Annotated in this window: 25 protein-coding genes; 7 read left to right on the plus strand and 18 right to left on the minus strand. The window is 69.4% G+C overall.

All coding sequences use genetic code 11. The features are described 5' to 3' along the window. Window positions 1–96: 96 nt before the first annotated feature. From mnmA to ACXPWS_RS21085, 7 genes are all read right to left on the minus strand, one after another. Entirely contained in the window at window positions 97–1,164 is a 1,068-nt protein-coding gene (gene mnmA, locus ACXPWS_RS21055) for a tRNA 2-thiouridine(34) synthase MnmA (protein ID WP_458708510.1), read from the minus strand. Continuing rightward, the gene (locus ACXPWS_RS21060; protein ID WP_458708511.1) at window positions 1,164–2,351 is read right to left on the minus strand and encodes a cysteine desulfurase family protein; all 1,188 of its coding nucleotides are present in this window, start codon (window positions 2,349–2,351) and stop codon (window positions 1,164–1,166) included. Before ACXPWS_RS21060 ends, mnmA begins: the two co-directional genes overlap by 1 nt. 47 nt (window positions 2,352–2,398) lie before the next feature. Then, on the minus strand, window positions 2,399–3,259 hold the full coding sequence (locus ACXPWS_RS21065) for a lysophospholipid acyltransferase family protein (protein ID WP_458708512.1): 861 nt from the start codon (window positions 3,257–3,259) through the stop codon (window positions 2,399–2,401). Further along, window positions 3,256–4,092: a GNAT family N-acetyltransferase gene (locus ACXPWS_RS21070; protein ID WP_458708513.1), complete on the minus strand. Its 837-nt coding sequence runs from the start codon at window positions 4,090–4,092 to the stop codon at window positions 3,256–3,258. The genes ACXPWS_RS21065 and ACXPWS_RS21070 overlap by 4 nt, the downstream gene beginning before the upstream one ends. A gap of 102 nt (window positions 4,093–4,194) precedes the next feature. Continuing rightward, a complete protein-coding gene (locus ACXPWS_RS21075; protein ID WP_458708514.1) occupies window positions 4,195–4,953 on the minus strand; it encodes an SDR family oxidoreductase in 759 nt (252 codons plus the stop codon). Window positions 4,954–5,077: 124 nt separating this feature from the next. After that, window positions 5,078–6,034: an electron transfer flavoprotein subunit alpha/FixB family protein gene (locus ACXPWS_RS21080; protein ID WP_458708515.1), complete on the minus strand. Its 957-nt coding sequence runs from the start codon at window positions 6,032–6,034 to the stop codon at window positions 5,078–5,080. Between the two features lie 46 nt (window positions 6,035–6,080). Beyond that, window positions 6,081–6,872, minus strand: coding sequence for an electron transfer flavoprotein subunit beta/FixA family protein (locus ACXPWS_RS21085; RefSeq protein WP_458708516.1), 792 nt, complete (start codon window positions 6,870–6,872; stop codon window positions 6,081–6,083). Window positions 6,873–7,069: 197 nt separating this feature from the next. Here ACXPWS_RS21085 and ACXPWS_RS21090 point away from each other — a divergent pair, with 197 nt between their 5' ends. The 5 genes from ACXPWS_RS21090 (at window position 7,070) to ACXPWS_RS21110 (ending at window position 12,740) form a co-directional block, all read left to right on the plus strand. Continuing rightward, window positions 7,070–7,849, plus strand: a complete 780-nt coding sequence (locus ACXPWS_RS21090; RefSeq protein WP_458708517.1) for a class I SAM-dependent methyltransferase — start codon at window positions 7,070–7,072, stop codon at window positions 7,847–7,849. Continuing rightward, window positions 7,846–9,408 carry a 1,4-alpha-glucan branching protein domain-containing protein gene (locus tag ACXPWS_RS21095; protein ID WP_458708518.1) on the plus strand — a complete coding sequence of 521 codons (1,563 nt, stop codon included), beginning with the start codon at window positions 7,846–7,848 and terminating at the stop codon, window positions 9,406–9,408. The genes ACXPWS_RS21090 and ACXPWS_RS21095 overlap by 4 nt, the downstream gene beginning before the upstream one ends. A gap of 97 nt (window positions 9,409–9,505) precedes the next feature. Further along, entirely contained in the window at window positions 9,506–10,747 is a 1,242-nt protein-coding gene (locus ACXPWS_RS21100) for a glycosyltransferase family 4 protein (RefSeq protein WP_458708519.1), read from the plus strand. A 66-nt stretch (window positions 10,748–10,813) separates the two neighbouring features. Continuing rightward, window positions 10,814–11,986 carry an MFS transporter gene (locus tag ACXPWS_RS21105; RefSeq protein WP_458708520.1) on the plus strand — a complete coding sequence of 391 codons (1,173 nt, stop codon included), beginning with the start codon at window positions 10,814–10,816 and terminating at the stop codon, window positions 11,984–11,986. Beyond that, window positions 11,979–12,740, plus strand: coding sequence for an ArsR/SmtB family transcription factor (locus tag ACXPWS_RS21110; protein WP_458708521.1), 762 nt, complete (start codon window positions 11,979–11,981; stop codon window positions 12,738–12,740). The genes ACXPWS_RS21105 and ACXPWS_RS21110 overlap by 8 nt, the downstream gene beginning before the upstream one ends. 23 nt (window positions 12,741–12,763) lie before the next feature. On the opposite strand, the gene ACXPWS_RS21115 is transcribed toward ACXPWS_RS21110, so the two are convergent. Next, entirely contained in the window at window positions 12,764–13,501 is a 738-nt protein-coding gene (locus tag ACXPWS_RS21115; protein WP_458708522.1) for an acyltransferase, read from the minus strand. 68 nt (window positions 13,502–13,569) lie between these two features. On the opposite strand from ACXPWS_RS21115, the gene ACXPWS_RS21120 reads away from it, so the two are divergent. Then, entirely contained in the window at window positions 13,570–14,847 is a 1,278-nt protein-coding gene (locus ACXPWS_RS21120; protein ID WP_458713631.1) for an outer membrane protein assembly factor BamB family protein, read from the plus strand. Window positions 14,848–14,853: 6 nt separating this feature from the next. On the opposite strand, the gene ACXPWS_RS21125 is transcribed toward ACXPWS_RS21120, so the two are convergent. From ACXPWS_RS21125 to ACXPWS_RS21160, 8 genes are all read right to left on the minus strand, one after another. Beyond that, a complete protein-coding gene (locus ACXPWS_RS21125) occupies window positions 14,854–15,546 on the minus strand; it encodes an esterase (RefSeq protein ID WP_458708523.1) in 693 nt (230 codons plus the stop codon). Between the two features lie 62 nt (window positions 15,547–15,608). Continuing rightward, window positions 15,609–16,772 (minus strand): THUMP-like domain-containing protein, encoded by a 1,164-nt coding sequence (locus ACXPWS_RS21130; RefSeq protein WP_458708524.1) that lies wholly within the window; start codon window positions 16,770–16,772, stop codon window positions 15,609–15,611. A gap of 27 nt (window positions 16,773–16,799) precedes the next feature. Next, window positions 16,800–17,768 carry a class I SAM-dependent methyltransferase gene (locus ACXPWS_RS21135; RefSeq protein ID WP_458708525.1) on the minus strand — a complete coding sequence of 323 codons (969 nt, stop codon included), beginning with the start codon at window positions 17,766–17,768 and terminating at the stop codon, window positions 16,800–16,802. A 9-nt stretch (window positions 17,769–17,777) separates the two neighbouring features. After that, window positions 17,778–18,470: an enoyl-CoA hydratase gene (locus tag ACXPWS_RS21140; protein WP_458708526.1), complete on the minus strand. Its 693-nt coding sequence runs from the start codon at window positions 18,468–18,470 to the stop codon at window positions 17,778–17,780. Beyond that, window positions 18,467–19,306 carry an NUDIX hydrolase gene (locus tag ACXPWS_RS21145; protein WP_458708527.1) on the minus strand — a complete coding sequence of 280 codons (840 nt, stop codon included), beginning with the start codon at window positions 19,304–19,306 and terminating at the stop codon, window positions 18,467–18,469. The genes ACXPWS_RS21140 and ACXPWS_RS21145 overlap by 4 nt, the downstream gene beginning before the upstream one ends. Next, a complete protein-coding gene (locus tag ACXPWS_RS21150; protein WP_458708528.1) occupies window positions 19,303–20,142 on the minus strand; it encodes an ABC transporter ATP-binding protein in 840 nt (279 codons plus the stop codon). Before ACXPWS_RS21150 ends, ACXPWS_RS21145 begins: the two co-directional genes overlap by 4 nt. Beyond that, window positions 20,103–20,789 carry a membrane protein YczE gene (yczE, locus tag ACXPWS_RS21155; RefSeq protein WP_458708529.1) on the minus strand — a complete coding sequence of 229 codons (687 nt, stop codon included), beginning with the start codon at window positions 20,787–20,789 and terminating at the stop codon, window positions 20,103–20,105. Before yczE ends, ACXPWS_RS21150 begins: the two co-directional genes overlap by 40 nt. Next, window positions 20,786–20,929 carry a hypothetical protein gene (locus ACXPWS_RS21160; protein WP_458708530.1) on the minus strand — a complete coding sequence of 48 codons (144 nt, stop codon included), beginning with the start codon at window positions 20,927–20,929 and terminating at the stop codon, window positions 20,786–20,788. The genes yczE and ACXPWS_RS21160 overlap by 4 nt, the downstream gene beginning before the upstream one ends. Window positions 20,930–20,991: 62 nt before the next feature. Between ACXPWS_RS21160 and yczR the strand changes: the two genes are divergently transcribed. Continuing rightward, window positions 20,992–22,434 (plus strand): MocR-like transcription factor YczR, encoded by a 1,443-nt coding sequence (gene yczR / locus ACXPWS_RS21165; RefSeq protein ID WP_458708531.1) that lies wholly within the window; start codon window positions 20,992–20,994, stop codon window positions 22,432–22,434. Here the strand turns inward: yczR and ACXPWS_RS21170 are convergent. Further along, window positions 22,431–23,420, minus strand: coding sequence for an IS481 family transposase (locus ACXPWS_RS21170; RefSeq protein ID WP_458708532.1), 990 nt, complete (start codon window positions 23,418–23,420; stop codon window positions 22,431–22,433). The two genes, yczR and ACXPWS_RS21170, sit on opposite strands and share 4 nt — an antisense overlap. A gap of 108 nt (window positions 23,421–23,528) precedes the next feature. Beyond that, complete coding sequence (locus ACXPWS_RS21175; protein ID WP_458708533.1) at window positions 23,529–23,846, minus strand: hypothetical protein; 318 nt, start codon at window positions 23,844–23,846, stop codon at window positions 23,529–23,531. Window positions 23,847–23,861: the final 15 nt, after the last annotated feature.

Raw genomic sequence — 23,861 nt, forward strand, 5'->3', positions numbered from 1 at the left:
GTACCAGACCGGTTTGCGCCGCCCAGCCCTGACTGTTGGCCTCGAATGCCGTGGCCCGCCGCTCGACGGTGCAACCAATTGGTTGCCTTTCTTAGGTCAGCGCGTGATGGTGGCGCTACCCAGCACCTCGTCGCCGGCCGGGTCGGGGCGGTAGAGCACCATCGTCTGGCCGGGCGCCACACCCCGCAGCGCCGTCCGCAGTTCGGCGTGCAATTCACCGTCGCGCAGCTCGACGACCGCGTCGACCAGGCCACCGTGCGCACGCACCTGCAGCACGCACTCCACCGGACCGGTGAAAGCCGTTCCGGAGGTGAACACCGGCTTCTCGCCCCGCAGGGTCCACACGTCCAGCTCGGCGGCCGGGCCCACCCGCACCGTCCCGCTCTCGGCGTCGATACCCGTGACATACCGGGGCGCCCCGTCGGGGCCGGGCCCGGCGATGCCCAAGCCCTTGCGCTGCCCGATGGTGAAGCCGTGCACGCCGTCGTGCTCGGCCAGCACGGTCCCGCCGGTATCGACGACCGCGCCGGGCCGGATCCCGATCTTGGCCCCCAGGAACGCCTGGGTGTCGCCGGACGGGATGAAGCAGATGTCGTGGCTGTCGGGTTTGTCGGCGACGGCCAGCCCGCGGCGCGCGGCCTCCTCGCGGATCTGCGGCTTGGGGGTGTCTCCGATCGGGAACAGCGCGTGCCGGAGCTGTCCGGCAGTGAGCACCGCCAGCACGTAGGACTGGTCCTTGTCGGCGTCCACCGCGCGGCGCAGCCGGCCATCGTGCAGCCGGGCGTAGTGCCCGGTGGCCACCGCATCGAAGCCCAGTGCCAGGGCCCGCGCCGACAGTGCGGAGAACTTGATCTTCTCGTTGCAGCGCACACAGGGATTCGGGGTCTCACCGCGGGCATACGAGTCGACAAAATCCTCGATCACGTCTTCTTTGAAGCGGTCGGCGAAATCCCAGACGTAGAACGGGATGTCGAGGATGTCGGCGACGCGGCGGGCATCGCCGGCGTCCTCCTTCGAGCAGCACCCACGGGATCCGGTGCGCAGCGTGCCCGGCGCACTGGACAACGCCAGGTGCACGCCGACCACATCGTGGCCGGCATCGACCATCCGCGCGGCCGCCACCGAGGAATCGACTCCGCCGCTCATCGCAACCAGAACGCGCATCAGAGGGACACCCCCGCGCTGGCCAGGGCCGCCGCCCGGGCACGCTGCACCGCCGCGGGCAGGGCCGCCAGCGCGGCATCGACATCGGCATCGGTACTGGTATGCCCCAGCGAAAGCCGCAACGATCCACGCGCGGTGGCGGGATCGGCGCCCATCGCCAGCAACACATGCGACGGCTGCGCCACCCCGGCCGTGCACGCCGACCCGGTCGAGCACTCGATTCCCTTGGCGTCCAACAACATCAGCAGCGAATCACCCTCGCATCCACGGAAGGTGAAGTGCGCGTTACCCGGCAGCCGCCCGTCGCCGAGGGCGCCGTTGACGTCCACATCCTCGATGGCGGTGGTCACCCCGTCGATCAGCCTGTCCCGCAACGCCCGCACCCGGGCACTGGTGGCGTCCAGCCCCCCGATGGCCATCCGCGCGGCCGCCGCCATGGCCACCACACCGGCGACATCCGGTGTGCCCGAACGCACATCTCGTTCCTGCCCACCACCGTGCAACAGCGGCACACACGCGGTATCGCGGCGCAGCAGCAGCGCGCCCACCCCGGTCGGGCCGCCGAACTTGTGTGCGGCCACCGACAACGCCGACAGTCCACTTGACCCGAAGTCGACCGGGATGTGGCCGACCGCCTGAATCGCATCGCTGTGCATAGGTACACCGAATTCTGCTGCGATGGAGGCCAATTCGGCAATCGGCAGGATGGTGCCGACCTCATTGTTGGCCCACATCACCGTCGCGAGCGCGATATCGTCATGTTCAGCCAGCACCGCGCGGAACGCCTCTGGCGAGACCGAGCCGTTCGCATCGACCGGCAGCCAGGTCACCTCGGCGCCCTCGTGGGTCTGCAACCACTCGACGGCGTCGAGCACGGCGTGGTGCTCGGTCAGGGTGGTGACAATCCGACGCAGTTCCGGCGCCGAGTCTCGGCGGGCCCAGTAAATACCCTTGACCGCCAGATTGTCGCTTTCGGTGCCGCCTGCGGTGAAGATGACCTCCGAGGGCCTGGCGCCCAGCAGTTTGGCCAACTCTTCGCGCGCCTCCTCCATCCGGCGCCGCGCCGCGCGGCCCGCGGTGTGCAGCGAGGACGCATTGCCCACCGTGGCCAGCACGGCGGTCATCGCCTCGATGGCACCCGGATGCATCGGGGTGGTGGCGGCATGGTCCAGATAGACGGCGGTCATAGCCAGTCCAGGATAACCGCCGGCCGACGTTCGGCCGGCGGCGCAGGTCAGGCCGCCAGCGATTCCCCGGTCGCTTCGCTCGCCCTGGGCGTGTGCCAGTGCCCGCGGCGGCTGCCGTCACCGCGCACAGCGGCCTCACACCGGGCCGCCAGATCCCGTCGGGAGGTGCCCGGCAGCTGCAGCGACTCCACCCGCACGTGCACCACCGTGCGCCGGGCGGTGACCAGGCGTCGAATCGACGTCAACAGGGTGTCGTCGCCGATGTAGGCCGGCACGGTGGACGGGCTGCCGTCGCGGTGGTGGTAGGTCAGCCGCAGCGGCTGCACCGGTCGCGCCGCGTCCACCGCCGCCTGGAACATGGCCGGCCGGAATTCGCCGTAGCCCAGTCCGCACCAGGTGGTGCCTTCCGGAAACGCGACCACCGTCTGCCCATTGCGCAACCGGGCCGCGACCGCGCCGACGACGGCAGGCAGCCGGCGCAGGCTCTCGCGTTCGATCGGGATGACCTTCATGATGCGGGCCAGCACACCGAGTGCGGGCCAGTCGATGAGGTCGGCGCGGGCCACGAAGGAGCCCGGCATGACGGCACCGATCGAGAAGATGTCCACCCACGACACGTGGCCGCTGACCACCAGCACACCGCGCAGGTTACGAATCGGGCCGCCGGACACGGTGATTCGCACGCCGATGCAGCGCAACATGAGCCGGCAGTACGCGCGCTGCAGGTGCGAGCGGCCGGGTAGCGGGACAGCCAGCAGGGGCACCGCCAGGATCAGCAGCAGTGCGGCGGTCACACGCAGCGTGGTGCGTAGCCAGACCATCGGCCGCGAGCCGACCGGAGCCGATCCGGCGTGCATGCAGCTGGCATCGCAGGAGGCCTGCGGCAGCCAGGAATGCCGGGCGCTCATGCGCCGGCCGCCATATCGCCGGCCTGTGACACCGACCGCAACCGCTTGAGGTAGCGCACATCGGCGTTGCGCTTGTCCAACAGAGCCGGGAAGTCTCCGACCCCGAAGTCCGGATCGTGTGCCGGCTCCCCGCACACCTGCGCGCCCAGGCGCAGGTAACCACGCATCAGCGCGGGGACGTTGACCCGGGCCGGCGGGTCGATCTCGTCGAGGGTGCGGCCCTCGATGACCACCGGCCGGTACGGGCGCACGGTGAGCTCCTGCGGCGCGCCGTGGCGGCGGAGCACGAAATCGCGCACACCGCGTAGTTGGCTGCCCGGCTCCGACCCGTCGGCATGCGTGGGCACCGACACACAACCGGTGACGTAGTCGTAGCCGCAGCGGTCCAGGTAGGCCAGGATGCCTGCCCACATGAGCAGCACCACACCGCCGTTGCGGTGATCCCCGCGTACGACGGCACGGCCCATCTCGACCAGCGACGGCCGCAGCGGGTCCAGCGCCCGGACGTCGAATTCGGTGGCGGTGTAGAGGCTGCCCGCGGCGATCGCGCCCGGCGGCGGGAGCATCCGGTAGCAGCCGACCAACTCGCCCGAGGTGTCCTCGCGCACCAGCAAGTGATCGCAGAACTGGTCGAAGCGGTCGGCGTCCAGACCGTCGGGGGCCGCGGTCAGGGTGAATCCGGGTTCGGAGGTGAACACATCGTGGCGGAGACGCTGCGCGGCTTCGATGTCGCCGGCGTCGGTGGAGAGCAGCAGGGTGTAGCGCGGCCCGCCGACGGCGGGACCGGTGCTGCACGTGTCATCGGCGGGTATGAGTACAGATGCGGTGCTCATAACCAGCACGGTCGCCCAGCCGCATCTCGGGAGGGCATCGTCGCGGTGACGTGTCCGTGAGCGGTAGGTGACGTCTTGACGCGGGCCGATGACCGGCGTCGGTCACGCCGGCAGGCGCGCCGGCCCCGCCAGCCACTCGGCGAACGTTGTCGCGGCCAGCACGGCGCCGTCGCCGGTGACCAGGCTGTCGCCGTCGACGCGGGTGCCGAAATAGGTGGCCGCCGGGTCGATCACGATGTCGCGGGTGTCGCTTTGGTGGGCCAGCACGGCGCGGGCCAGGTCGGCGAACGACATCTTGTCCGGACCTCCGATGTCGAGCACGGCGTTCACCGGTGCGGCGGCCGCGGCACGGGCGACCTCGGCCGCGACGTCTGCGGCGGCGATCGGCTGGATGCGGCCGTCGGGGACCCGCACCTCGTCGCCCACCACCAGTGAGCCGGTGATCGCCTCGGCGAATTCATGGAACTGGGTGGCTCGCACGATCGTGTAGGGCAGCCCGGAAGCCATGATCGTCTTCTCCTGGACCACTTTTGCGCGCATGTAGCCGCTCTCGGGCAGGCCGTCGGCACCGACGATGGACAAGGCCACATAGTGACCGATACCGGCCGTCTCGGCGGCCGCGACAAGGTTCGCCGAGGACCGGGTGAAGAAATCCAACACCGGGCCGTCGTCGAAGGACGGCGAGTTCACGACGTCGACGAGTACCTGCGCGCCGGCCAGCGCCTCGTCGAGCCCCGCGCCGGTGAGCACGTCGGCGCCCGAACCGCGCGACGCGGCGACCACCTCGTGACCGTCGTTGACGAGCAGGTGCACCACCTGCGAACCGATCTTTCCGCTTGCTCCGATAACTGTGATCTTCATGCATCCACGATCACAGGCATTCGGCCCGGGGGAACCCTTGAAAGTCCGTGGTCTGCCCGCGCAGACGCAAAACCCCGGCGCTGCCGGAGCGCCGGGGTTTGCGTCGAACGTCGACCGGGGGTCGTCAGCCCTTGCGGGCCTTGACCGCCTCGGTGAGCTGCGGGGTGACCTTGAACAGGTCGCCGACGATGCCGAGGTCGGCGATCTCGAAGATCGGAGCCTCTTCGTCCTTGTTGACCGCGATGATCGTCTTGGACGTCTGCATACCGGCCCGGTGCTGGATGGCGCCGGAGATGCCCAGCGCGATGTACAGCTGCGGCGACACGGTCTTGCCGGTCTGGCCGACCTGGAACTGACCCGGGTAGTAACCGGAGTCCACGGCGGCGCGCGAGGCGCCGACAGCGGCACCCAGCGAATCGGCGAGTTCCTCGACGACCTTGAAGTTCTCCTCGCTGCCGACACCGCGACCACCGGCGACCACGACGCTGGCCTCGGTGAGCTCGGGACGGTCACCGCCGACGACCGGCTCGCGGGACGTGATCTTGGTCGCATTTTCGGCCTGGGCCGGAACCTCGACGTTGACGACCTCGCCGGCGCCGTCGGCCGGGGCGGCCTCGACGGCACCCGGGCGGATGGTGATCACCGGCAGTTCACCGGTGGCCTGGGCCTCGACGGTGAACGCGCCACCGAAGATGGAGTAGACGCCCACGCCGCCGTCCTTGAGGTCGACGATGTCGACCAGCAGGCCCGAGCCGAGACGCGCGGCCAGCCGGCCGGCGACCTCTTTGCCCTCGGCGGTGGCGGCCAGCACCACACCCGCCGGTGCGGCCGACTCGGTCAGCGCGGCCAGCACATCGACCTTCGGGGTGACCAGGAAGCTCTCCACGTCATCGGATTCGGCGACGTAGATCTTGGCGGCACCGGCGGCCTTGAGGCCATCGGCCAGGCCGGCGGCGGTGCCGGGGGCACCCACCACGACGGCGGAGGGCTCGCCCAGAACCCGGGCGGCGGTGAGCAATTCGGTGGTGACCTTCTTCAGCGCACCATCGGCGTGCTCGACGAGCACAAGTACTTCAGCCATGAATGTGTCCTTATGTGTAAGTCGTCAGACGAGAGGGAATCAGCTGCTAGATCAGCTTCTGGGAAACGAGGTACTGGGCGACCTTGGTGCCGCCATCGCCCTCGTCGGTGATCTTCTCGCCCGCGGTCTTGGGCGGCTTCGGGGTGGACGACAGCACCTTGGTGCCGGCGTTGGCCACGCCCACCTCGTCGGCCTCGACACCGATCTCGGCCAGCGTCAGGACGGTGACTTCCTTCTTCTTCGCGGCCATGATGCCCTTGAAGGACGGGAAGCGCGGCTCGTTGATCTTCTCGTTCACGCTGACCACGGCCGGCAGCGTCGCCTCGAGGCCGAACACGCCCTCGTCGGTCTCGCGCTCTGCGGTGACCTTGCCGCCCTCGACGTTGAGCTTGCGCACGTGGGTCAGCTGCGGCAGCCCCAGGTACTCGGCGATGACGGCAGGCACCGCGCCGCCGACGCCGTCGGTGGCCTCGTTGCCGGCGATGACCAGCTCGGTGCCCTCGATGGTGCCCAGTGCCCGGGCCAGCGCCCAGCCGGTCTGGATCAGGTCGGAACCGTGCAGGCCGTCGTCCTTGAGGTGGACGGCCTTGTCGGCGCCCATGGACAGGGCCTTACGGATGGCTTCGGTGGCGCGCTCGGGACCGGCGGTGAGCACCGTTACGGTGCTGTCGCCACCCTCGCGCTCCTTGATCAGCAGCGCTTCCTCGACCGCGCGCTCGTTGATCTCGTCCAGCACGGCGTCCGCCGCTTCCCGGTCGAGAGTGAAGTCGCCGTCGGTGAGCTTGCGCTCGGACCAGGTGTCAGGGACCTGCTTGATCAGGACCACGATGTTCGTCATGACTGTGGTTCGTCCTCCTCGATGAGGCCGGCAGCCGGCCAGGGCATATCACGTTTCACGTTACGGCCACCAGGTTACTCGTCGGTAACTTGTGGTGGCACGCAGGGACACCATAGCGCGTGAATCCAGGCATTCTGACCCCACAGTCGCCAGCCATCCGTTCGCGAACACGTCATCACGGGTTAGCCTGCCTTCCAATGAGCACATTCGGTTCGGTCGACAACGCGGGCGCGCAGCCGTCGCTGCCGCTGACCGGTGAACGCACCATCCCCGGCCTGGCCGAGGAGAACTACTGGTTTCGCCGCCATGAGGTGGTCTACCAGCGGCTGGCCGCGCGCTGCGCCGACCGCGACGTCTTGGAGGCCGGCCCCGGTGAGGGTTATGGCGCCGACCTGATCGCCGGGGTCGCCCGGCAGGTCATCGGGGTGGACTACGACGAATCCGCGGTCGCCCACATCCGCGCCCGCTACCCGCGGGTGCAGATGCACCTGGGAAATCTGGCCGATCTGCCGCTCCCGGACGCCTCGGTGGATGTGGTGGTGAACTTCCAGGTCATCGAGCACCTGTGGGATCAGGGGCAGTTCGTCGGTGAGTGTTTCCGGGTGCTGCGGCCGGGCGGCGTGCTGCTGATGTCCACGCCCAACCGGATCACCTTCTCCCCCGGCCGGGACACCCCGCTCAACCCGTTCCACACCCGCGAACTCAATGCCGCCGAGCTGACCGAACTGCTCACGCACGGGGGTTTCGAGATGGAAACCATGCTGGGTGTCTTCCACGGGGCCGGACTGCAGGCCATCGACGCCCGCCACGGCGGGTCGATCATCGACGCCCAGATCGCCAGGGCCGTCGCCGACGCGCCGTGGTCGGACGAACTGCTCGCCGACGTGGCCGCGGTGCGCACCGATGACTTCGACCTGACCGATGACCGCGATATCGATGACAGCCTGGATCTGGTGGCGATCGCGATGCGCACGTGACCACTTCCAGTGCGCGAGATCCCGGTCCGCCGATCCCGGGCCTGTTCACCCTGGTCCTGCACACCCATCTGCCCTGGCTCGCCCACCACGGCCGGTGGCCGGTCGGCGAGGAATGGCTCTATCAGTCGTGGGCGGCGGCCTATCTGCCGCTGATGCGGGCGCTGCGCACGCTGGCCGCCGAGGGCCGTGGCCACCTGGTCAGCCTGGGCATGACACCGGTGGTGACCGCCCAGCTGGACGACCCGTACTGCCTGACCGGGATGCACCACTGGCTGGCCAACTGGCGGCTACGCGCACTGGAGGCCACCACGGTGCGTGGCGGCACCGGATTTGCCGCACCGGAAGCGTTGCGGGAGTACGGACTTCATGAAGCCCAAGCGGCCGAGCGGGCGCTCGACGACTTCACCTCGCTGTGGGCGCACGGCGCCAGCCCGCTGCTGCGCCAGCTGATCGACGCAGGAACCATCGAACTGCTGGGCGGTCCGCTGGCCCACCCGTTCCAGCCGCTGCTGAATCCGCGGCTACGCGAGTTCGCACTGCGCGAGGGCCTGGCCGACGCCGAACACCGGTTCGCGCACACCCCCACGGGCATCTGGGCGCCCGAATGCGCGTACGCGCCCGGAATGGAAGTCGGTTACGCCGCGGCCGGTGTCAGTCACTTCATGGTCGACGGGCCGTCGCTGCACGGTGACACCGCGGTGGGCCGACCGGTCGGCGAGTCCGATGTCGTCGCGTTCGGCCGCGACCTGCAGGTCAGCTACCGGGTGTGGTCGCCCAAGTCCGGCTATCCCGGGCACGCGGCCTACCGCGACTTCCACACCTACGACCACGTGACCGGGCTCAAGCCGGCCCGGGTGACCGGCCGCAACGTGCCGTCGGCGGAGAAGGCGCCGTATGACCCGCAGCGGGCCGACCGCGCGGTGGACGCCCACGTGGCCGACTTCGTCGAGGTGGTGCGCCGCAGGCTGATCGACGAGGCCGACCGCACCGGGCGACCGGCGCACGTGGTGGCGGCCTTCGACACCGAACTGTTCGGCCACTGGTGGCATGAGGGTCCGTTGTGGCTGGAGAGGTTGCTGCGGGCGCTGCCCGAGGCCGGGATCCGGGTCGGCACGCTGTCGGATGCCATCGACAGTGGCTTCGTCGGCGCGGCCGTCGAATTGCCGCCCAGCTCATGGGGTTCGGGCAAGGACTGGCAGGTGTGGAACGGCGAGAAGGTGACCGATCTGGTGCAGCTCAACGCCGAGGTGACCGAGACCGCACTGGCCGCCGTGGACAAGGCACTGGACCAAACCGGCGCACCGCACACCCGCGACCGGGTGGCCGACCAGATTCTGCGTGAGACCTTGCTGACCGTGTCCAGCGACTGGCCGTTCATGGTCAGCAAGGACTCGGCGGCCGAATACGCCCGCTACCGGGCCCATCTGCACGCGCACGCCACCCGCGAGATCGCGGCCGCACTGGCCTCGGGGCGCCGCGATCACGCCGAGCGGCTGGCCGATGACTGGAACCGCGCCGACGGGCTGTTCGGCGCCCTCGATGCAAGGCGGCTACGGTGATCTCCTCCTCTCCCGCGAGCGTGCGTGTTTGCCCGCCGACACGCCGCCAAACACGTACATTTCGCGCACGCTCGGCGATGACCACGGGGACATGCCGATGAAGATCCTGATGATTTCGTGGGAGTACCCACCCGTGGTGGTCGGCGGCCTGGGCCGGCACGTGCACCATTTGGCCACCGCGCTGGTCGACGCCGGCCACGAGGTCGTGGTGTTGTCCCGGCGGCCCACCGGGACCGATCCGAGCACGCATCCGTCCACCGACGAGATCAGTGAGGGCGTCCGGGTCGTCGCCGCGGCCGAGGACCCGCACGAGTTCGATTTCGGCACCGACATGATGGCCTGGGTGCTGGCCATGGGCCACGCGATGACCCGCGCCGGACTGGTGATCGGCACCCGCGGCGAGACGCCGTGGCGGCCCGACATCGTGCACGCACACGACTGGCTCGTCGCGCACCCCGCCATCGCCTTGGCCGAATTCTTCGACGTCCCTTTGGTGTCCACGATCCACGCGACCGAGGCCGGCAGACACTCCGGCTGGGTGTCCGGTGCGATCAGCCGCCAGGTGCACGCCGTGGAGTCCTGGCTGGTGCGCGAATCCGATTTCCTCATCACCTGTTCGGCGTCCATGGGCGAGGAGATCACCGAGCTGTTCGGTCCTGGCCTGGCCGAGACCCTGGTGATCCGCAACGGAATCGATTCGGCGGCATGGCCGTTCGCGAAGCGGAAGGTGCGCGCCGGCCCGGCCCGTCTGCTGTTCCTGGGCCGGCTGGAGTACGAGAAGGGTGTGCAGGACGTCATCGCCGCCCTGCCGCGGATCCGGCGCACCCATCCCGGCACCACACTGATCATCGCCGGCGACGGCACCCAGCGCGACTGGCTTGCCGAGCAGGCCCGTAAACACAAGGTGGTCAAGGCAATCGAGTTCGTCGGGCGCCTGGATCACGGTGAACTGGTGCAGATGTTGCACACCGTCGACGCGGCCGTGCTGCCCAGCCATTACGAGCCGTTCGGCATCGTCGCACTCGAGGCCGCGGCCACCGGCACCCCACTGGTCACCTCCAACGTGGGCGGCCTGGGCGAGGCCGTCATCAACGGCGAGACCGGCGTGTCGTTCGCCCCGCACAACGTCGCGCAGTTGGCCGCGGCCGTCCGCTCGGTGCTCGACGATCCGGCCGCCGCCCAGCGACGGGCGGTGGCCGCCCGGGAACGGCTCAACCACGATTTCGACTGGCATACCGTGGCCGCCGAAACGGCTCAGGTCTATCTCGCGGCCAAACGCGGTGAGCGCGAACCACTTCCGCGCCGGCCCATCGTCGAGCACGCGCTGCCCGATCGCTGAGGCGGACGGTCAGGGGCTCGCCACTGTTCGGCGCCCACCGAATCATTCCGGCCATAACGTCGAGGTATGCGCACCGTCTACACGTTGATCGCCGCGTATCTCGGCTTGTTCGTGGGCCTGATCGACAGCAACGCCGTCAATCTCGCGCTGCCCGCCATCCGCACCGAGTTCGGCGGCGGGGTGTCCGGTGCCCAGTGGGCGGCCGACGCCTACAACGTCGCCTTTGCCGCGGTACTACTCGCCGCGGGAACGGCCGGCGACCGGTTCGGCCGTCGGCGGCTGCTCCGGCTCGGCGTCGGCCTCTTCGCCGTCGCATCACTGGCGTGTGCCGTGGCACCGGATCTCGGCGCACTGCTGGCGGCACGGGTACTCCAGGGGGTTGCCGCCGGCGTCATGCTGCCGCAGGGCCTGGCCATCGCCGCGGCCGCTTTCCCCGACACGGCGGGCCGGGCCAAAGCCACCGCCGCCTGGGCGATGGCGGCGGCAAGCAGCACTGCACTGGGGCCCGTGATCGGTGGCGTGCTGACCGACACGCTGGGCGTCACGGCGACAACCGCCCTGACCGCGGTCGTCGTGCTCACCGGCGCGGCCTTCGTGTGGTGGCAGCGCCCCACCACCGAGCCGACGATCCCGGCGGATCTCGCCCGGAACCGGCAGCTACGGGTCGGGCTGGGCGCCACCTGCGCGATGACTTTCGGGGTGTACGCCCTGATGTGGCTGAACAGCCTGGCATTCCAGCAGGACCGGGGTGCCAGCGCACTGGCGGCCGCGCTGTGGTTCCTGCCGCTACCGCTGACCTATCTGGTGCTGATCCCCGTGGTCAGCCGCGTGGTCCGGCGCACGGGCCCGCGCATCCCGATGACCATCGGCCTGACGTTGATGGGTGCGGGCATCCTGGCGTATGCCGGTGTCGGCCCGCACGCCGACATCCTGGTGCTGGCCGCGGTATTCGTCATCGTCGGCGCGGGTCTGGCGTTCAACACCGGCCCCGCCGTGACGACGGTGCTGTCCGCCGTGCCGGTGCATCGGGCCGGCTTGGCGTCCGGGCTGGCCAATCTGGCCCGGCTGATCGGTGTCACGATGGGAATCGCGGTGGTGGGCACGGTATCGGAGGTGGCGGGCGTTCGCGCAGCCCTGCTGGTCGGTGGCATCGTCGAGTTGGCTGGTGCGGTGCTGGCCTACGTGGGCGGACGCAGCGTGGCAGGCAGTCCGCGGCAAGAGGAGGTGTGCCATGCGTGACGTGGCCGAGCTACCCGCCCATGGCGACGCCGACATCGCGGGTGTGGCGGCCCTGCTGGCCGACCCGGCCCGCTGCAAGGTGCTGCTGGCGCTCGACGACGGTCGGGCACTGCCGGCCAGTGTGCTCGCCACCGAGGCCGGTATCGCCCGCTCCACCGCCAGCGGGCATCTGGCCAAACTGACCGACGCAGGGCTGCTGGCCGTGCAGACCCACGGCCGGCACCGCTACTACCGTCTCGCCGGCCCGGACGTGGCCGCACTGCTGGAACACCTCGGCCGGCTGGCAGCGCCCCAGCCGGTGCGCTCGCTGCGGGAAGGCACCCGGGCGGCGCGGTTGCGTTCTGCGCGTACCTGTTACGACCATCTGGCGGGCCGGCTCGGCGTCGCCGTCATGGGCAGCCTGCTGGAGCACAACGTGCTCACCGGCGGCGACGGCCACTACCGCCCGCAGCGCGACCGCCACGACGGGCTGAGCAAGCCCGGCCATGACGTGGAGTACCGGATCAGCGCGGACGGGCGGGCCTTTCTCGCCGGTATCGGGATCGAGATACCGGCCGGGTCAAGGCCGCTGATCGGCTACTGCGTCGACTGGACCGAGCAGCGCCATCACCTGTCCGGAGCGCTCGGCCGGGCCGTGCTGGACCGCTTCGTGACGGCCTCGTGGATCAAACGCGCCAGCACCGGGCGCGCGGTGACCGTCACCGACCGCGGCCAGGCTGCGCTGGCCGAGCATTTCGGGATCGACTGGCCCTAGCGGGCTCTGGCTGAACTGCCCGCTCAGCGAGCGGCTTTCTTCCGCTCGATATCGGCCAGTGCCGCAGCCAGTTCGGCACGCTCGGCGGCCGACGCGTCCCACGCCACCTTGCGGTTCTTGACCACCCGGGCGGGTGCGCCGACGGCGATGGAGAAGTCCGGGATGTCCCCCTTGACCACGGCGTGCGCGCCCAGCACGCAGCCCCGGCCGATCGACGTCCCACGCAGGATGGTCACCTTGGCCGCAACCCAGGTGTCCGGACCGATCCGCAACGGGCTCTTCACGATGCCCTGGTCCTTGATCGGCAGCTCGAGGCTTTCCATCTTGTGGTCGAAGTCGCAGACGTAGCACCAATCGGCCATCAGCACCGAGTCACCGAGCTCGATGTCCAAATAGGTGTTGATGACGTTGTCGCGGCCCAGCACCACCTTGTCGCCGATCCGCAGCGACCCCTCGTGACACCGGATGGTGTTCTTGTCCCCGATGTGCACCCACCGGCCGATCTCCATCGTGGACAGTTCTGGCGTCGCCTGAATTTCCACGCCCTTGCCCAGGAACACCATGCCGCGGGTGATGATGTGCGGGTTGGCCAGCTTGAACTTCAGCAACCGGAAGTAGCGCACCAGGTACCACGGGGTGTACGCCTTGTTCTTCAGTACCCAGCGCAGCGAGTCGGCCGTCAGAAATTTCGCCTGACGCGGATCACGCAGCCGCGAACCACGCCACCTCTTGTGAAGGGGCGCGCCCCACATCGTCGTCATGGCCGGTCAGCCTACGCGAGGGCGGCACGGGATAGTCTCGGGACTCGATGCCTGCTTCCACGACGACGATGCGCCGGTTCGCTGCTGTGCTTGCAGTCACGGCACTGACCGTGACCGGCTGCGGGAACACCGACTCCTGGGTGGACGCGCATGCCGCCCAGGGCTGGTCGGCCCAGTACGCCGACGCCGCCAACAGCAGCTACAGCCCGGTCGACGGCGCGACCACCTTGAAGCTGCAGTGGAGCCGGTCGGTCAAGGGCGAACTCGGCGCTCAGGTTGCCCTGGGCGCCGGTGGTTACCTGGCCGCCAACGCCCAGACCGCCGACGGCTGCTCCCTGATGCTGTGGGAGAGCGACAACAACGGGCGCCAACGATGGTGCACCCGGTTGTGGCAGGGCGGCCCCGGAGCCGCACGGACGAGTCCCCTCTTTGACGGCTTCGACAACCTCTACATCGGCCAGCCCGGCGCCATCCTGTCGTTCCCGCCGACCCAGTGGATCCGCTGGCGTCAGCCCGTCATCGGGATGCCGACGACGCCCCGGCTGTTGGATCCGGGGCAGCTGCTGGTGATCACCCACCTGGGACAGGTATTGGTGTTCGACGCGCACCGCGGCACCGTGCTCGGCACCCCGCTGGACCTGGTGGTGGGCGTCGACCCCACCGATGCCCAACGGGGGCTGCAGGACTGCGCCCAAGCGCGGCGCGGCTGCCCGGTATCGGCGGCGCCGGCATTCTCGGCGGCCACCGGAATCGTGGTGGCCACCCTGTGGGAACCACAGGCACCGGCACCGGTCCTGGTCGGGCTGCGCTATCGGCCGAACCAGACCCCGATGCTGACGCGCGAATGGACCAGCAGCGCCGTCGGTGGCGGACCGATCGCCGGCCCGGTGCTCTCGGCCGACGGCAGCACGGTCTACGTCAACGGCCGGGACCGCCGGTTGTGGGCGGTCAACACCGCCGACGGTTCACCCAAATGGTCGGTGGCACTGGATTATCAGCCTCAGACGCCGCCGTCGGTGTCGCCGCAGGGTGTCATCGTCGCCGGCGGCGGACCGGGCGGCGAACTGGTCGGCATCACCTCCGACGGGAAGATCGCCTGGTCCGGCAAGGACGCCGAGCCGCTGTCCACAGCCAGCCTGGCCGGCGAGCATGTCGCCTACACGGTGGTCCGTGACGGCGCCGACGGCCTGGCGCTGCTGGCCTTCGACCCCGCCGACGGCCACCCGCTCAACCGCTACCCGCTGCCGCAGGCCACCGGCTGGCCGGTCGGTGTGTCGGTGGGCCACGACCGTAGGGTCGTCACCGCGACCAGCGATGGCCAGGTGTACGGATTCGCGCCCGCCTGAATCCGATCAGGCCATCATCGGGTCGATGGGGCCGCGGGGCACCGACACCTGAAGGGCCCCGGCCGATTCCGGCAGCAACTCGCCCTGGCTGAAGAAGAAGATGATCGCATCGTCGGTGATCGCGAAGTTCTGGTAGCTGGCCGGGTCCAGGCCGGTCGCCGGTGACACCGGGGTGAGCAGGCCGGACTGCTTGGCCACTTCGGCCTGTACCACCGGGAATATCACCGGCAGCGGGTCGGTGCCGGCCCGGAACAGGTTCTCGTAGGTGATCGGCTTGCGATTGGCCCTGTCCCAATTGAACGCCTTGTAGAAGGTCTGCGGATGGGCGCCGCCGACGTTCTGGAAGGTGGTGAACACCACCGACTGCGTGCCCTTGGGCGGTACCCCCGAGTTGTACGGGGTTGCGGTGGAGTCCAACTCATAAGGCATCCCCCGGGAGTCGGGTGTTCTCGCCACGTTGAGGAACCCGTCACGGGTCTGCTTCACGTAGTCGAACACCTCGGTCGGGTTCGGGAAGTCGGTCGGGAAGGTGATGTTGAGGGTGTAGGCCGGGTCGGTCGCCTGCACCACACAGGTCGGGCTTGGGCCAGGGCCGGGATTGCCACCCACATCGGCGCATCTGGGTGGGGCGGCGGCGGCCACCCCGGCGCCGGCGGAACCCAGCAGCACAACCGATACAGCCAGCGTGAGAACGCGCATCGAAGTGTTCCTCCGGAAGCCAGGGCGACATCGGTGCCGCTGCCGCAAGGGTACCTGTGGCGCTATCGCGACGGCCGACAAATGAACGCCACCGCGCGACTTGCCGCCCCGCTGCCGATCCGGGTGATCACCACGCTGAGCGCAGCCGCGCCGCGTGGTTTCAGACGTCGCCGGAATGCGTCCGGGTCCACATCCACGCCGCGGACCAGGATTTCGACCGCCCCGGCGTCGCGCGCGGCGAGTTCGCGGCGCAACCGCTTCTCGTCGAGACCGACCTCGGCGAGCACTTCGAAACCCCGTACACCGTCCGGCAATTGGTCACCGGACAGGTAGGCGATGTCGGGGTCCAGTTGCCACAGCCCGTACCGGGTTCCGTACTGCCGTACCAGTCCAGCGCGCACCACCGCGCCGTCGGGATCGATGATCCAGCGGCCCGCTGGCGCCACCGGGCAATCCTGAGGATCGGTGTCGATGATCTCCTCGCCCCGGTCCAGCAGGGTGGCCCGCCGGCCGGCCGTCGCCAGCCCCGCCGACCACAGGCAGGCCTCGCGCACACTTCCCCCCAGCGACGAGATTTCGATCTCACCGCGGAATCCGAGCTCACCCAGCTTCCCGAAATCGATACCGGGAGCGCATTTCACCACCAGATCGCGGCCCCGATAGGTCTCCAGTAACAGGTCCAGCGCCGGGGCGTAGGCCCGGGGATCGAACCGTCGCCGGCCCGCGCTGCGCCGGGCCGGATCGGCCACCACGACGGTATCGCGGGTGACCGGAACCAGGGCGTCCGCCCGGCACAGGTCCACTCCCCCGACATTGTTGCGGGCCATGGCAAGTCGCACGGGGTCCAGGTCGCTGCCGAGTACCAGCGCGGCGGTGTGCCGCAGGGCCGCGAGGTCCGCGCCGACCGAGCACGTCACGTCGTGTACGCGGGCCCCGGCCAGTCGCCGGGCCCGGTGCCGGGCGACCGGCTCGGCCGTGCACTGCTGCAGCGCGTCGTCGGTGAACAACCAGCCCGACGGATCGGCGAACTTGGCCTGCGCCCGCCGGCGCAGCAGCACCGTCTCGACCAGCACGGCCGTCCGGTCCCCGAAACGGGTTCGCGCCGCGGCGATATCGGCCAGCCGGCTGGCATCGGTCAGCCGGTAGCCGCCGACTTCATCGAGCGCCGCCCGACCCTCGTCGCTGCGCAGGTACCCGACATCGCCGGCGGCGAACTGGACAGACACCCAGGGTCGCTTCGCTCCTGCCCGCCGTTACGACGGCTTGACCCCGGTGACCATCACGTTGTAGAACCAGCCCTTGGGCACCACGCGGCGCCACACATTGGCGTCCACCCAGGACAGCGATGTCCAGCTGTTGAAGGCGAATTTGGCCCAGCCCCAACCCAATCGACCCGGGGGCACCGAAGCCTCGAAGGTGCGGATCGGCCAGCCGAGCATGGCGGCGGTGAATTCCTCGCTGGCAGTGCGCACTTCGACCGCGCCGGCATTGGTGGCCATCCGCTCCAGATCCGACGGCTCGAACGTGTGCAGGTCCACCACGGCTTCCAGCGCCGCGGCGCGGGAGGATTCGTCGAGTTCGGCCTGCGGGCGGCGCCAGCTCTCCAGGCCGGGCAGCTTGGTGATGTTGGTGGACAGCCGCCAGGTCAGGGTCGACAGATTGCGCGCGTAGATGTTGCCCTTACTGGTCGGCTCGCCGGCGAAGACGAAGCGGCCACCGGGCTTGAGCACCCGCACCACCTCGCGCAGCGAGAGCTCCACATCGGGGATGTGGTGCAACACTGCGTGCCCGACCACCAGATCGAAGGTGTTGTCCTCATACGGGATGCCTTCGGCGTCGGCGACCCGGCCGTCCACATCCAGACCCAGCCCCTGCCCGTTGCGGGTGGCCACCTTGACCATGCCCGGTGACAGGTCGGTGACCGAGCCGCGTCGGGCCACCCCGGCCTGGATCAGGTTGAGCAGGAAGAAACCGGTTCCGCAGCCCAGCTCGAGGGCCCGGTCGTAGGGCAGTTCACGCTGGATCTCGTCGGGGACGATGGCGTCGAACCGGCCCCGCGCGTAGTCGATGCAGCGCTGGTCGTACGAGATGGACCACTTGTCGTCGTAGGTCTCGGCTTCCCAGTCGTGGTACAGCACCTGCGCCAGCTTGGTGTCCTTCAGCGCTGCCTCGACCTGTTCGGCCGTAGCGTGCGGATTCGGCGTTTGGTCCGTGCTCGTCATATGGGCAGCCTAACTGCCGGGCTCCGTGCCGAAGACCTCGACGTAGCGCCGTACCCCGTCACCAGGGGCATCGATCATCGCCTTGGCGGCGGCGAGCACATGCGCGGGCGCCTCCAGGAACCTCCGGGCCCGGGCCAGCGCCGCGTCGTACACCCCGTCCGGGGCCACCATCTCGTCGATCAGGCCGATCTCCAGTGCCTCCTCGGCGCCGACGAACCGCCCGCTGAACACCAGTTCTTTGGCCCGGGTGGCCCCGATGGCGCCGACCAGCCCGGCGGTGCCCGCGGCGGGCAGCAGGCCGGCCAGCACCTCGGTGGCGCCGAGCTTCACGTTGTCCCCCGACACCCGCCAGTCTGCGGCCAGGGCCAGGGCCAGCCCGGCCCCGAGCGCATACCCGGTGACGGCGGCGATGGTCGGCTTCGGGATGGCGGCCACCGCGGCGACCGCGGCGCGGCAGGCCGCCGTGACGCTGGCCGCATCGCTGGGATGCAGCCGGCGCAGCTCCGGGACGTCGTCACCGGCGCTGAACACCTCGTGACCGCCGAACAGGATCACCGCTCCGACCTCGGCATGAGCGCTCAGCTCGGCGGCGACCTCGGCGATCTCGCGGTACACCTGCCGGGTCAGCGCATTCTCCGGCCGGCGGGACAGCACCAGGGTGCCGATTCCGTCGTTCACCGCGAGGGTGACGAACTCCCTCACGTCGGCTTCACATCGGAATTGGCGTAACCGTCCGGTGCGCGCCGGTTGCGGGCCGCGTTGTAGCGGTCGCTGTCGAAGAACTCGATCTCCCAGTTGCCGTCGGTGACCACCAGGTGCGGGGACACCGGCACGATCTGGCGTTCCACCGCGAGCACCTGGGTGACGTCGCGACCGGCCAGCGAGTCCAGTTGTGTCCAGGTCGGCGGCAGCAGGAAGGTACGGCCCCCGGCGAAGTCGTCCAGCGCCGACTCCGGCGTCGCCCAGTAGGCGCGGTCGGTCTCGGTGTTGTCACCGTCGGCGCGCTGGCCCTCGGGCAACGCGCCGACGAAGAAGTAAGTGTCGTAGCGCCGGGTGCGCTCCTCTTTCGGGGTCACCCAGTTCGCCCACGGCCGCAGCAGGTCCGCGCGCAGCACCAGCTTTTCGGTCTTCAGGAACTCGCCGAAGGACAGTGTCTTGGCGTCGAGTTCCTTGCGTGCCTCGCGGTATACCGACGCGTCACGGACGATCTCGGGATGCCCGGAGCCGGCCGCGGGTCCGGCGAACAGCACCCCGGACTCCTCGAACGTCTCCCGGGCCGCCGCGCACACCAACGCCAGCGCCAGGTCGGTGTCCACCCCGAGTTTGTCGGCCCACCACCCCGGATCCGGCCCATGCCACGCGATATCGGCGTTGCGGTCCCGATCGTCGACGCCGCCGCCGGGGAACACCGTGGTTCCGGCGACGAACTGCATGTTCATGTGCCTGCGCATCAGGAAGATGTTGATTCCGCCGGGAGTGTCCCGGACCAGCATCACCGTCGCGGCGGGCCGGGCCGGCAGGGGTTGCAGTTCGGTCATGCGCGCCTCCTGTGTGCCGCGCGGGTGCGGGTGCGCCGCGCGAAGTAGCGTCCGTCGACCATCTCCAGGGCGATGGACTGCCCGAAGGCGGTGGACAGGTTCTCCGCCGTCAGCACGTCGGCGAGCAGGCCGGAGGCGACCGCGCCGCCCTCGGCCAGTAGCAGGCAGTGACTGAAGCCGGGCGGGATCTCCTCCACATGGTGAGTCACCAGCACGATCGCGGGTGCGTCCGGGTCGGCGGCCAGGTCGGCCAGCCGGGCCACCAGTTCCTCGCGGCCACCCAGGTCCAGGCCGGCGGCCGGCTCGTCGAGCAGCAGCAGTTCCGGGTCGGTCATCAAGGACCGCGCGATCAGCACCCGCTTGCGTTCGCCCTCCGACAAGGTGCCGTACTGACGCTCGGCCAGGTGCTCGGCCCCGACGCTCTCCAGCATGTCGACGGCCTGCTCGTAGTCGACGTCGTCGTAGCGCTCGCGCCACCGGCCCAGTACCGCGTAGCCGGCCGAGATCACCAGATCGCGCACCACCTCGTCGTCGGGAACGCGCTGACTCAGCGCCGAACTGGACAGGCCGACGCGGCTGCGCAGTTCGGCCATATCGGTGCGCCCGAGCCGTTCACCCAACACGAACGCGGTACCCGACGACGGGTGTTCCACGGCGGCCGCGATGCGCAGCAGCGAGGTCTTACCTGCACCGTTGGGCCCGATGACCACCCATCGTTCGTCGAGTTCGACAGCCCAGTCCACGGGGCCGACCAGAGTCTTGCCGCCGCGGCGCAGGGTGACTCTGGCGAAATCGATCAGCAGGTCTGGATCGGCTTGACGCTCGCTGTCGGGCACTCGCCCATCGTAGTGTCGGGACCCTGTCCGGCTCGGGAGCGCCCCGGGGCGCCGAAATCGTGGAACAACAGCCGCCGCGGCATGATCCGCAGGATCAGCTGCACCAGCGGGCCGATTCCGAACGCGTACACCACGGTGCCGACGCCGACGGTGCCACCGAGCAGCCAGCCCACCGCGAGCACCGTCGCCTCGATACTGGTGCGGACCAGCCGGACCGACAGTCCGGTCCGCGCCACCAGCCCGGTCATCAGACCGTCTCGGGGGCCGGGGCCCAGCCCGGCGCCGATGTAGAGCACGGTGCTGACGGCGTTGAGTGCGACCGCACCCAGCATCAGCGCGATGCGGGCCGGCAGCGATGCCGGGGCGGTCAGGACCGCCAGCCCGGCGTCGACCGTCACGGCGATGACGATGATGTTGGCGACGGTGCCGACGCCTGGCTTGTTGCGCAGCGGGATCCAGGCCAGCAGCACGACGACGCCGACCACCGCCGACGCGATACCGATCGTCATCGGCGTGTGCCGGGTGAGGCCCTGGTGAAACACGTCCCACGGGTCCAGACCGAGACCGGCGCGCACCATCATGGCCATCGACAGGCCGTACCCGATGAGTCCGAACAGCAGCAGGGACCCGCGGGTGAGCGCCGTCATGCGTGGTCCGGGAAACGGGCCCGGATGGCATCGAGCTCGTTGCGCACGCGACGGGCATCGGCATCCTCACGCCGCACCCGGTTGTACGGCCCGGAGCGGGGATACTTCGCCGCCAATCTGGATAGCCAGTTCTTCCTCATGTCCCCAGTTTCCGGACGATTGGCTTGCCATTCAATAGCCAGTTGCGGAATACTGGCCTCAAATGTCGATAGAAATGGCTGCCAGATCACTCGATGAGGACCTTCTGGCTCGCGAGTTGGGCAACTGGCGCACCTCCAGCGCAACTGGACCCGCCTACTCCGGACTGGCCGACGCCGTCCGGCTGCTGATCGTCGACGGCCGGGTCCCCGTCGGCTCACGGCTGCCCAGCGAACGGGCCCTGGCCGATGCGCTGCGGGTGTCCCGGACCACCGTCACCGCGGCCTTCACCCAGCTTCGCGAGGACGGCTATCTGCAGGCGCGTCGCGGCGCGCGTAGCACCGCCGCGCTGCCGCCCCGCCCCGAGGTGGCGGCCGAACCGGCCGCTGGCCACGCCGTCAGCCTGGCCGCCGCGGCGATGTCCGCCCCCAGCGCGCCGGTGCTGGAGGCGTTCGCCGCGGCCACTCGCGATCTCGCCCCGTATCTCAGCGGGACCGGACTCGACCCGACGGGCGTCTGTGCCCTGCGCACCGCCGTCGCCGCGCGCTACCGCGACCGCGGCCTGCCCACCGACCCCGCCCAGATCATGATCACCAGCGGGGCCCAGCACGCCATCGGATTGATCCTGGCGGCCTTCACCGAGCCCGGCGACCGGGTGCTCGTCGAGCAGCCGACGTATCACGGTGCGCTGTCGGCCATTTCGACCGCGCGGGCGCGCGCCGTCCCGGTTGCGTTGACCGACGAGGGATGGGAACTGGACGCGGTGCACGCGGCCATCCGGCAGCTGTCACCCAGCCTGGCCTATCTGATCCCGGACAACCACAACCCGACCGGTTTCACCATGCCGGCCGATGAACGAATCCGCCTGGGCCACATCATCTCCGACAGCCGCACCCGCACGGTGATCGACGAGTCGATCATGGACATGTGGACCGACGAGCCGCCGCCCGCCCCACTGGCCGCGACGGTGCCCCGTCGTGATCTGGTGCTCACGGTCGGATCGATGTCGAAATCGTTCTGGGGTGGCCTGCGGGTGGGCTGGATCCGGGCCGAGCCCCACACCCTGGCCACCATCGCGGCCATCCGTCCCTCGGTGGACCTCGGCACCCCGATTCTCGAACAGCTCACTGCGGCAAGGCTTCTGGAACAACGGGAGGACGTGCTACCCGAACGTCGGGCACTGCTGCGCACGCGCAGGGCCTACCTGATCGATCTGCTGGCCAGCCGACTGCCCGACTGGCGGCCCGGGCCGGGACCGAATGGGATCTCGCTGTGGGTCAAGCTGCCCGCACCGATGAGCACGGCGCTGTCGGCGTCGGCCTCACGATTGGGTCTGGACCTCCCGGCCGGTCCGCGATTCGGGGTGGACGGCACCCTGGAACGATTCGTGCGGGTGCCCTATGCGCTGCCCGAACGCCAACTCGACGAGGCCGTCGACCTGATGGCGCGGGCCTGGAGTTCGATCACCGGTGCGGTCGAGCCGGAGTCCCACGCAGTGGTGGTCTAGCTGTACTGACCTGAAAGGTTAGGTACGCGGGTGGCGGGTGGTTGGCCGCCGAGTGCGGTGTGGCCGCGGTGATGATTGTAGGTGTGTAACCAGCGCGGGTATTCGGCGCAGCGTTCAGCGTCGCCGGTGTAGAGCCGGGCGTAGGCCCATTCGTCGGCCAGGGTGCGGTGGAAGCGTTCGACCTTGCCGTTGGTTTGTGGTCGATACGGTCGGGTGCGGCGGTGTTCGATATCGCCGAGTGCATCCCGAAAGGCATGGGATCGGTAGCAGGAACCGTTGTCGGTCAGTACTTTCCGGACCGTAATCCCGCATTGGTTGAACCAGGTGTTAGCCCGGGTCCAGAACGCGGCGGCGGTCTCTTTGCGTTCGTCTGCCAACAGTTCGCTGTAGACCAGCCGCGAGTGCGCGTCGATGGCGGTGTGTAGGAAGTGATAGCCGCGAACCGGATGACCCGGCGAGCGGAACTGTCCTGAGCTCTTGTCGGCCTGGGAGTTGCGCCTGCCGCGGCTGCGCCCGAGTGCCCGCCAGCCCCCGCCCGCAGGGATCTTGCCGACCTTTTTGACATCCATGTGGACCAGTTCGCCTATCGCAGCCGTTTCGATGCGGCGCACGGTCCTGCCGGTCGGGCGGTCCAGCCAGCGCAGTCTGGCCACGCCATATCGGGTCAGCACTCGGTGCACGGTTGAGGGATGAATGCCGAGTAAGTAACCGATCCGGGCTGGTCCCCATCGGCGGATGACCCTGACTTTGATGATTCGGCGCTCGGTGCGGGTCGGCGTCTGGTGCGGGCTTCGGTGTGGTCGGGAACTGCGATCGGCCATGCCGGCCTGGCCCAGTTCGCGATAACGAGCAGCCCACCGTTGCGCGGTGGTGACCGCGACCTGGAACCGCTCAGCGGCACGGCGCAGCGACCACCCATCCTCAACAACACAACGAGCCAGGCGCAGACGACCGGTTTCAGACAAAGGGGCATTACGGTGGGACACGAAGACCTCCGAGTGTGGCTGGTGCGTTCCTAGACAGCTCGCACTTCACCCGGAGGTCTTCTTCATGTCACCACGCCACGCCGTCCCTAACGTCCGTGGTCAGTACATCTAGCCGCCCTGGCTCTGCTGCAGGGCGATGCACTTGCCCATGTTCTCCGGGGTGCACGGGATACCGGCGACCGAGGTCAGACCGCTTCCCGGGCCCAGGCTCTGCACCAGCGGCGGGGACAGATCCGGCGGCGCCACGACGGCATTTCCGCTGGTGCTGCTGCCCTTGCCCGCCCCGGCGACACACACGCCTTCGAAGTGGCTGGGCCGGGTGCCCCACGGGCAATCGGCCGACGCCGGCGCCGCGAGCACGACCGCTCCCCCGGAGATCGCCGCCGCGCATGCACCGATGAGAATCGTCCGTTTCAGCAACACCATGTCTCCACTGTAGAG

This window comes from Mycobacterium sp. BMJ-28 (assembly GCF_054404835.1).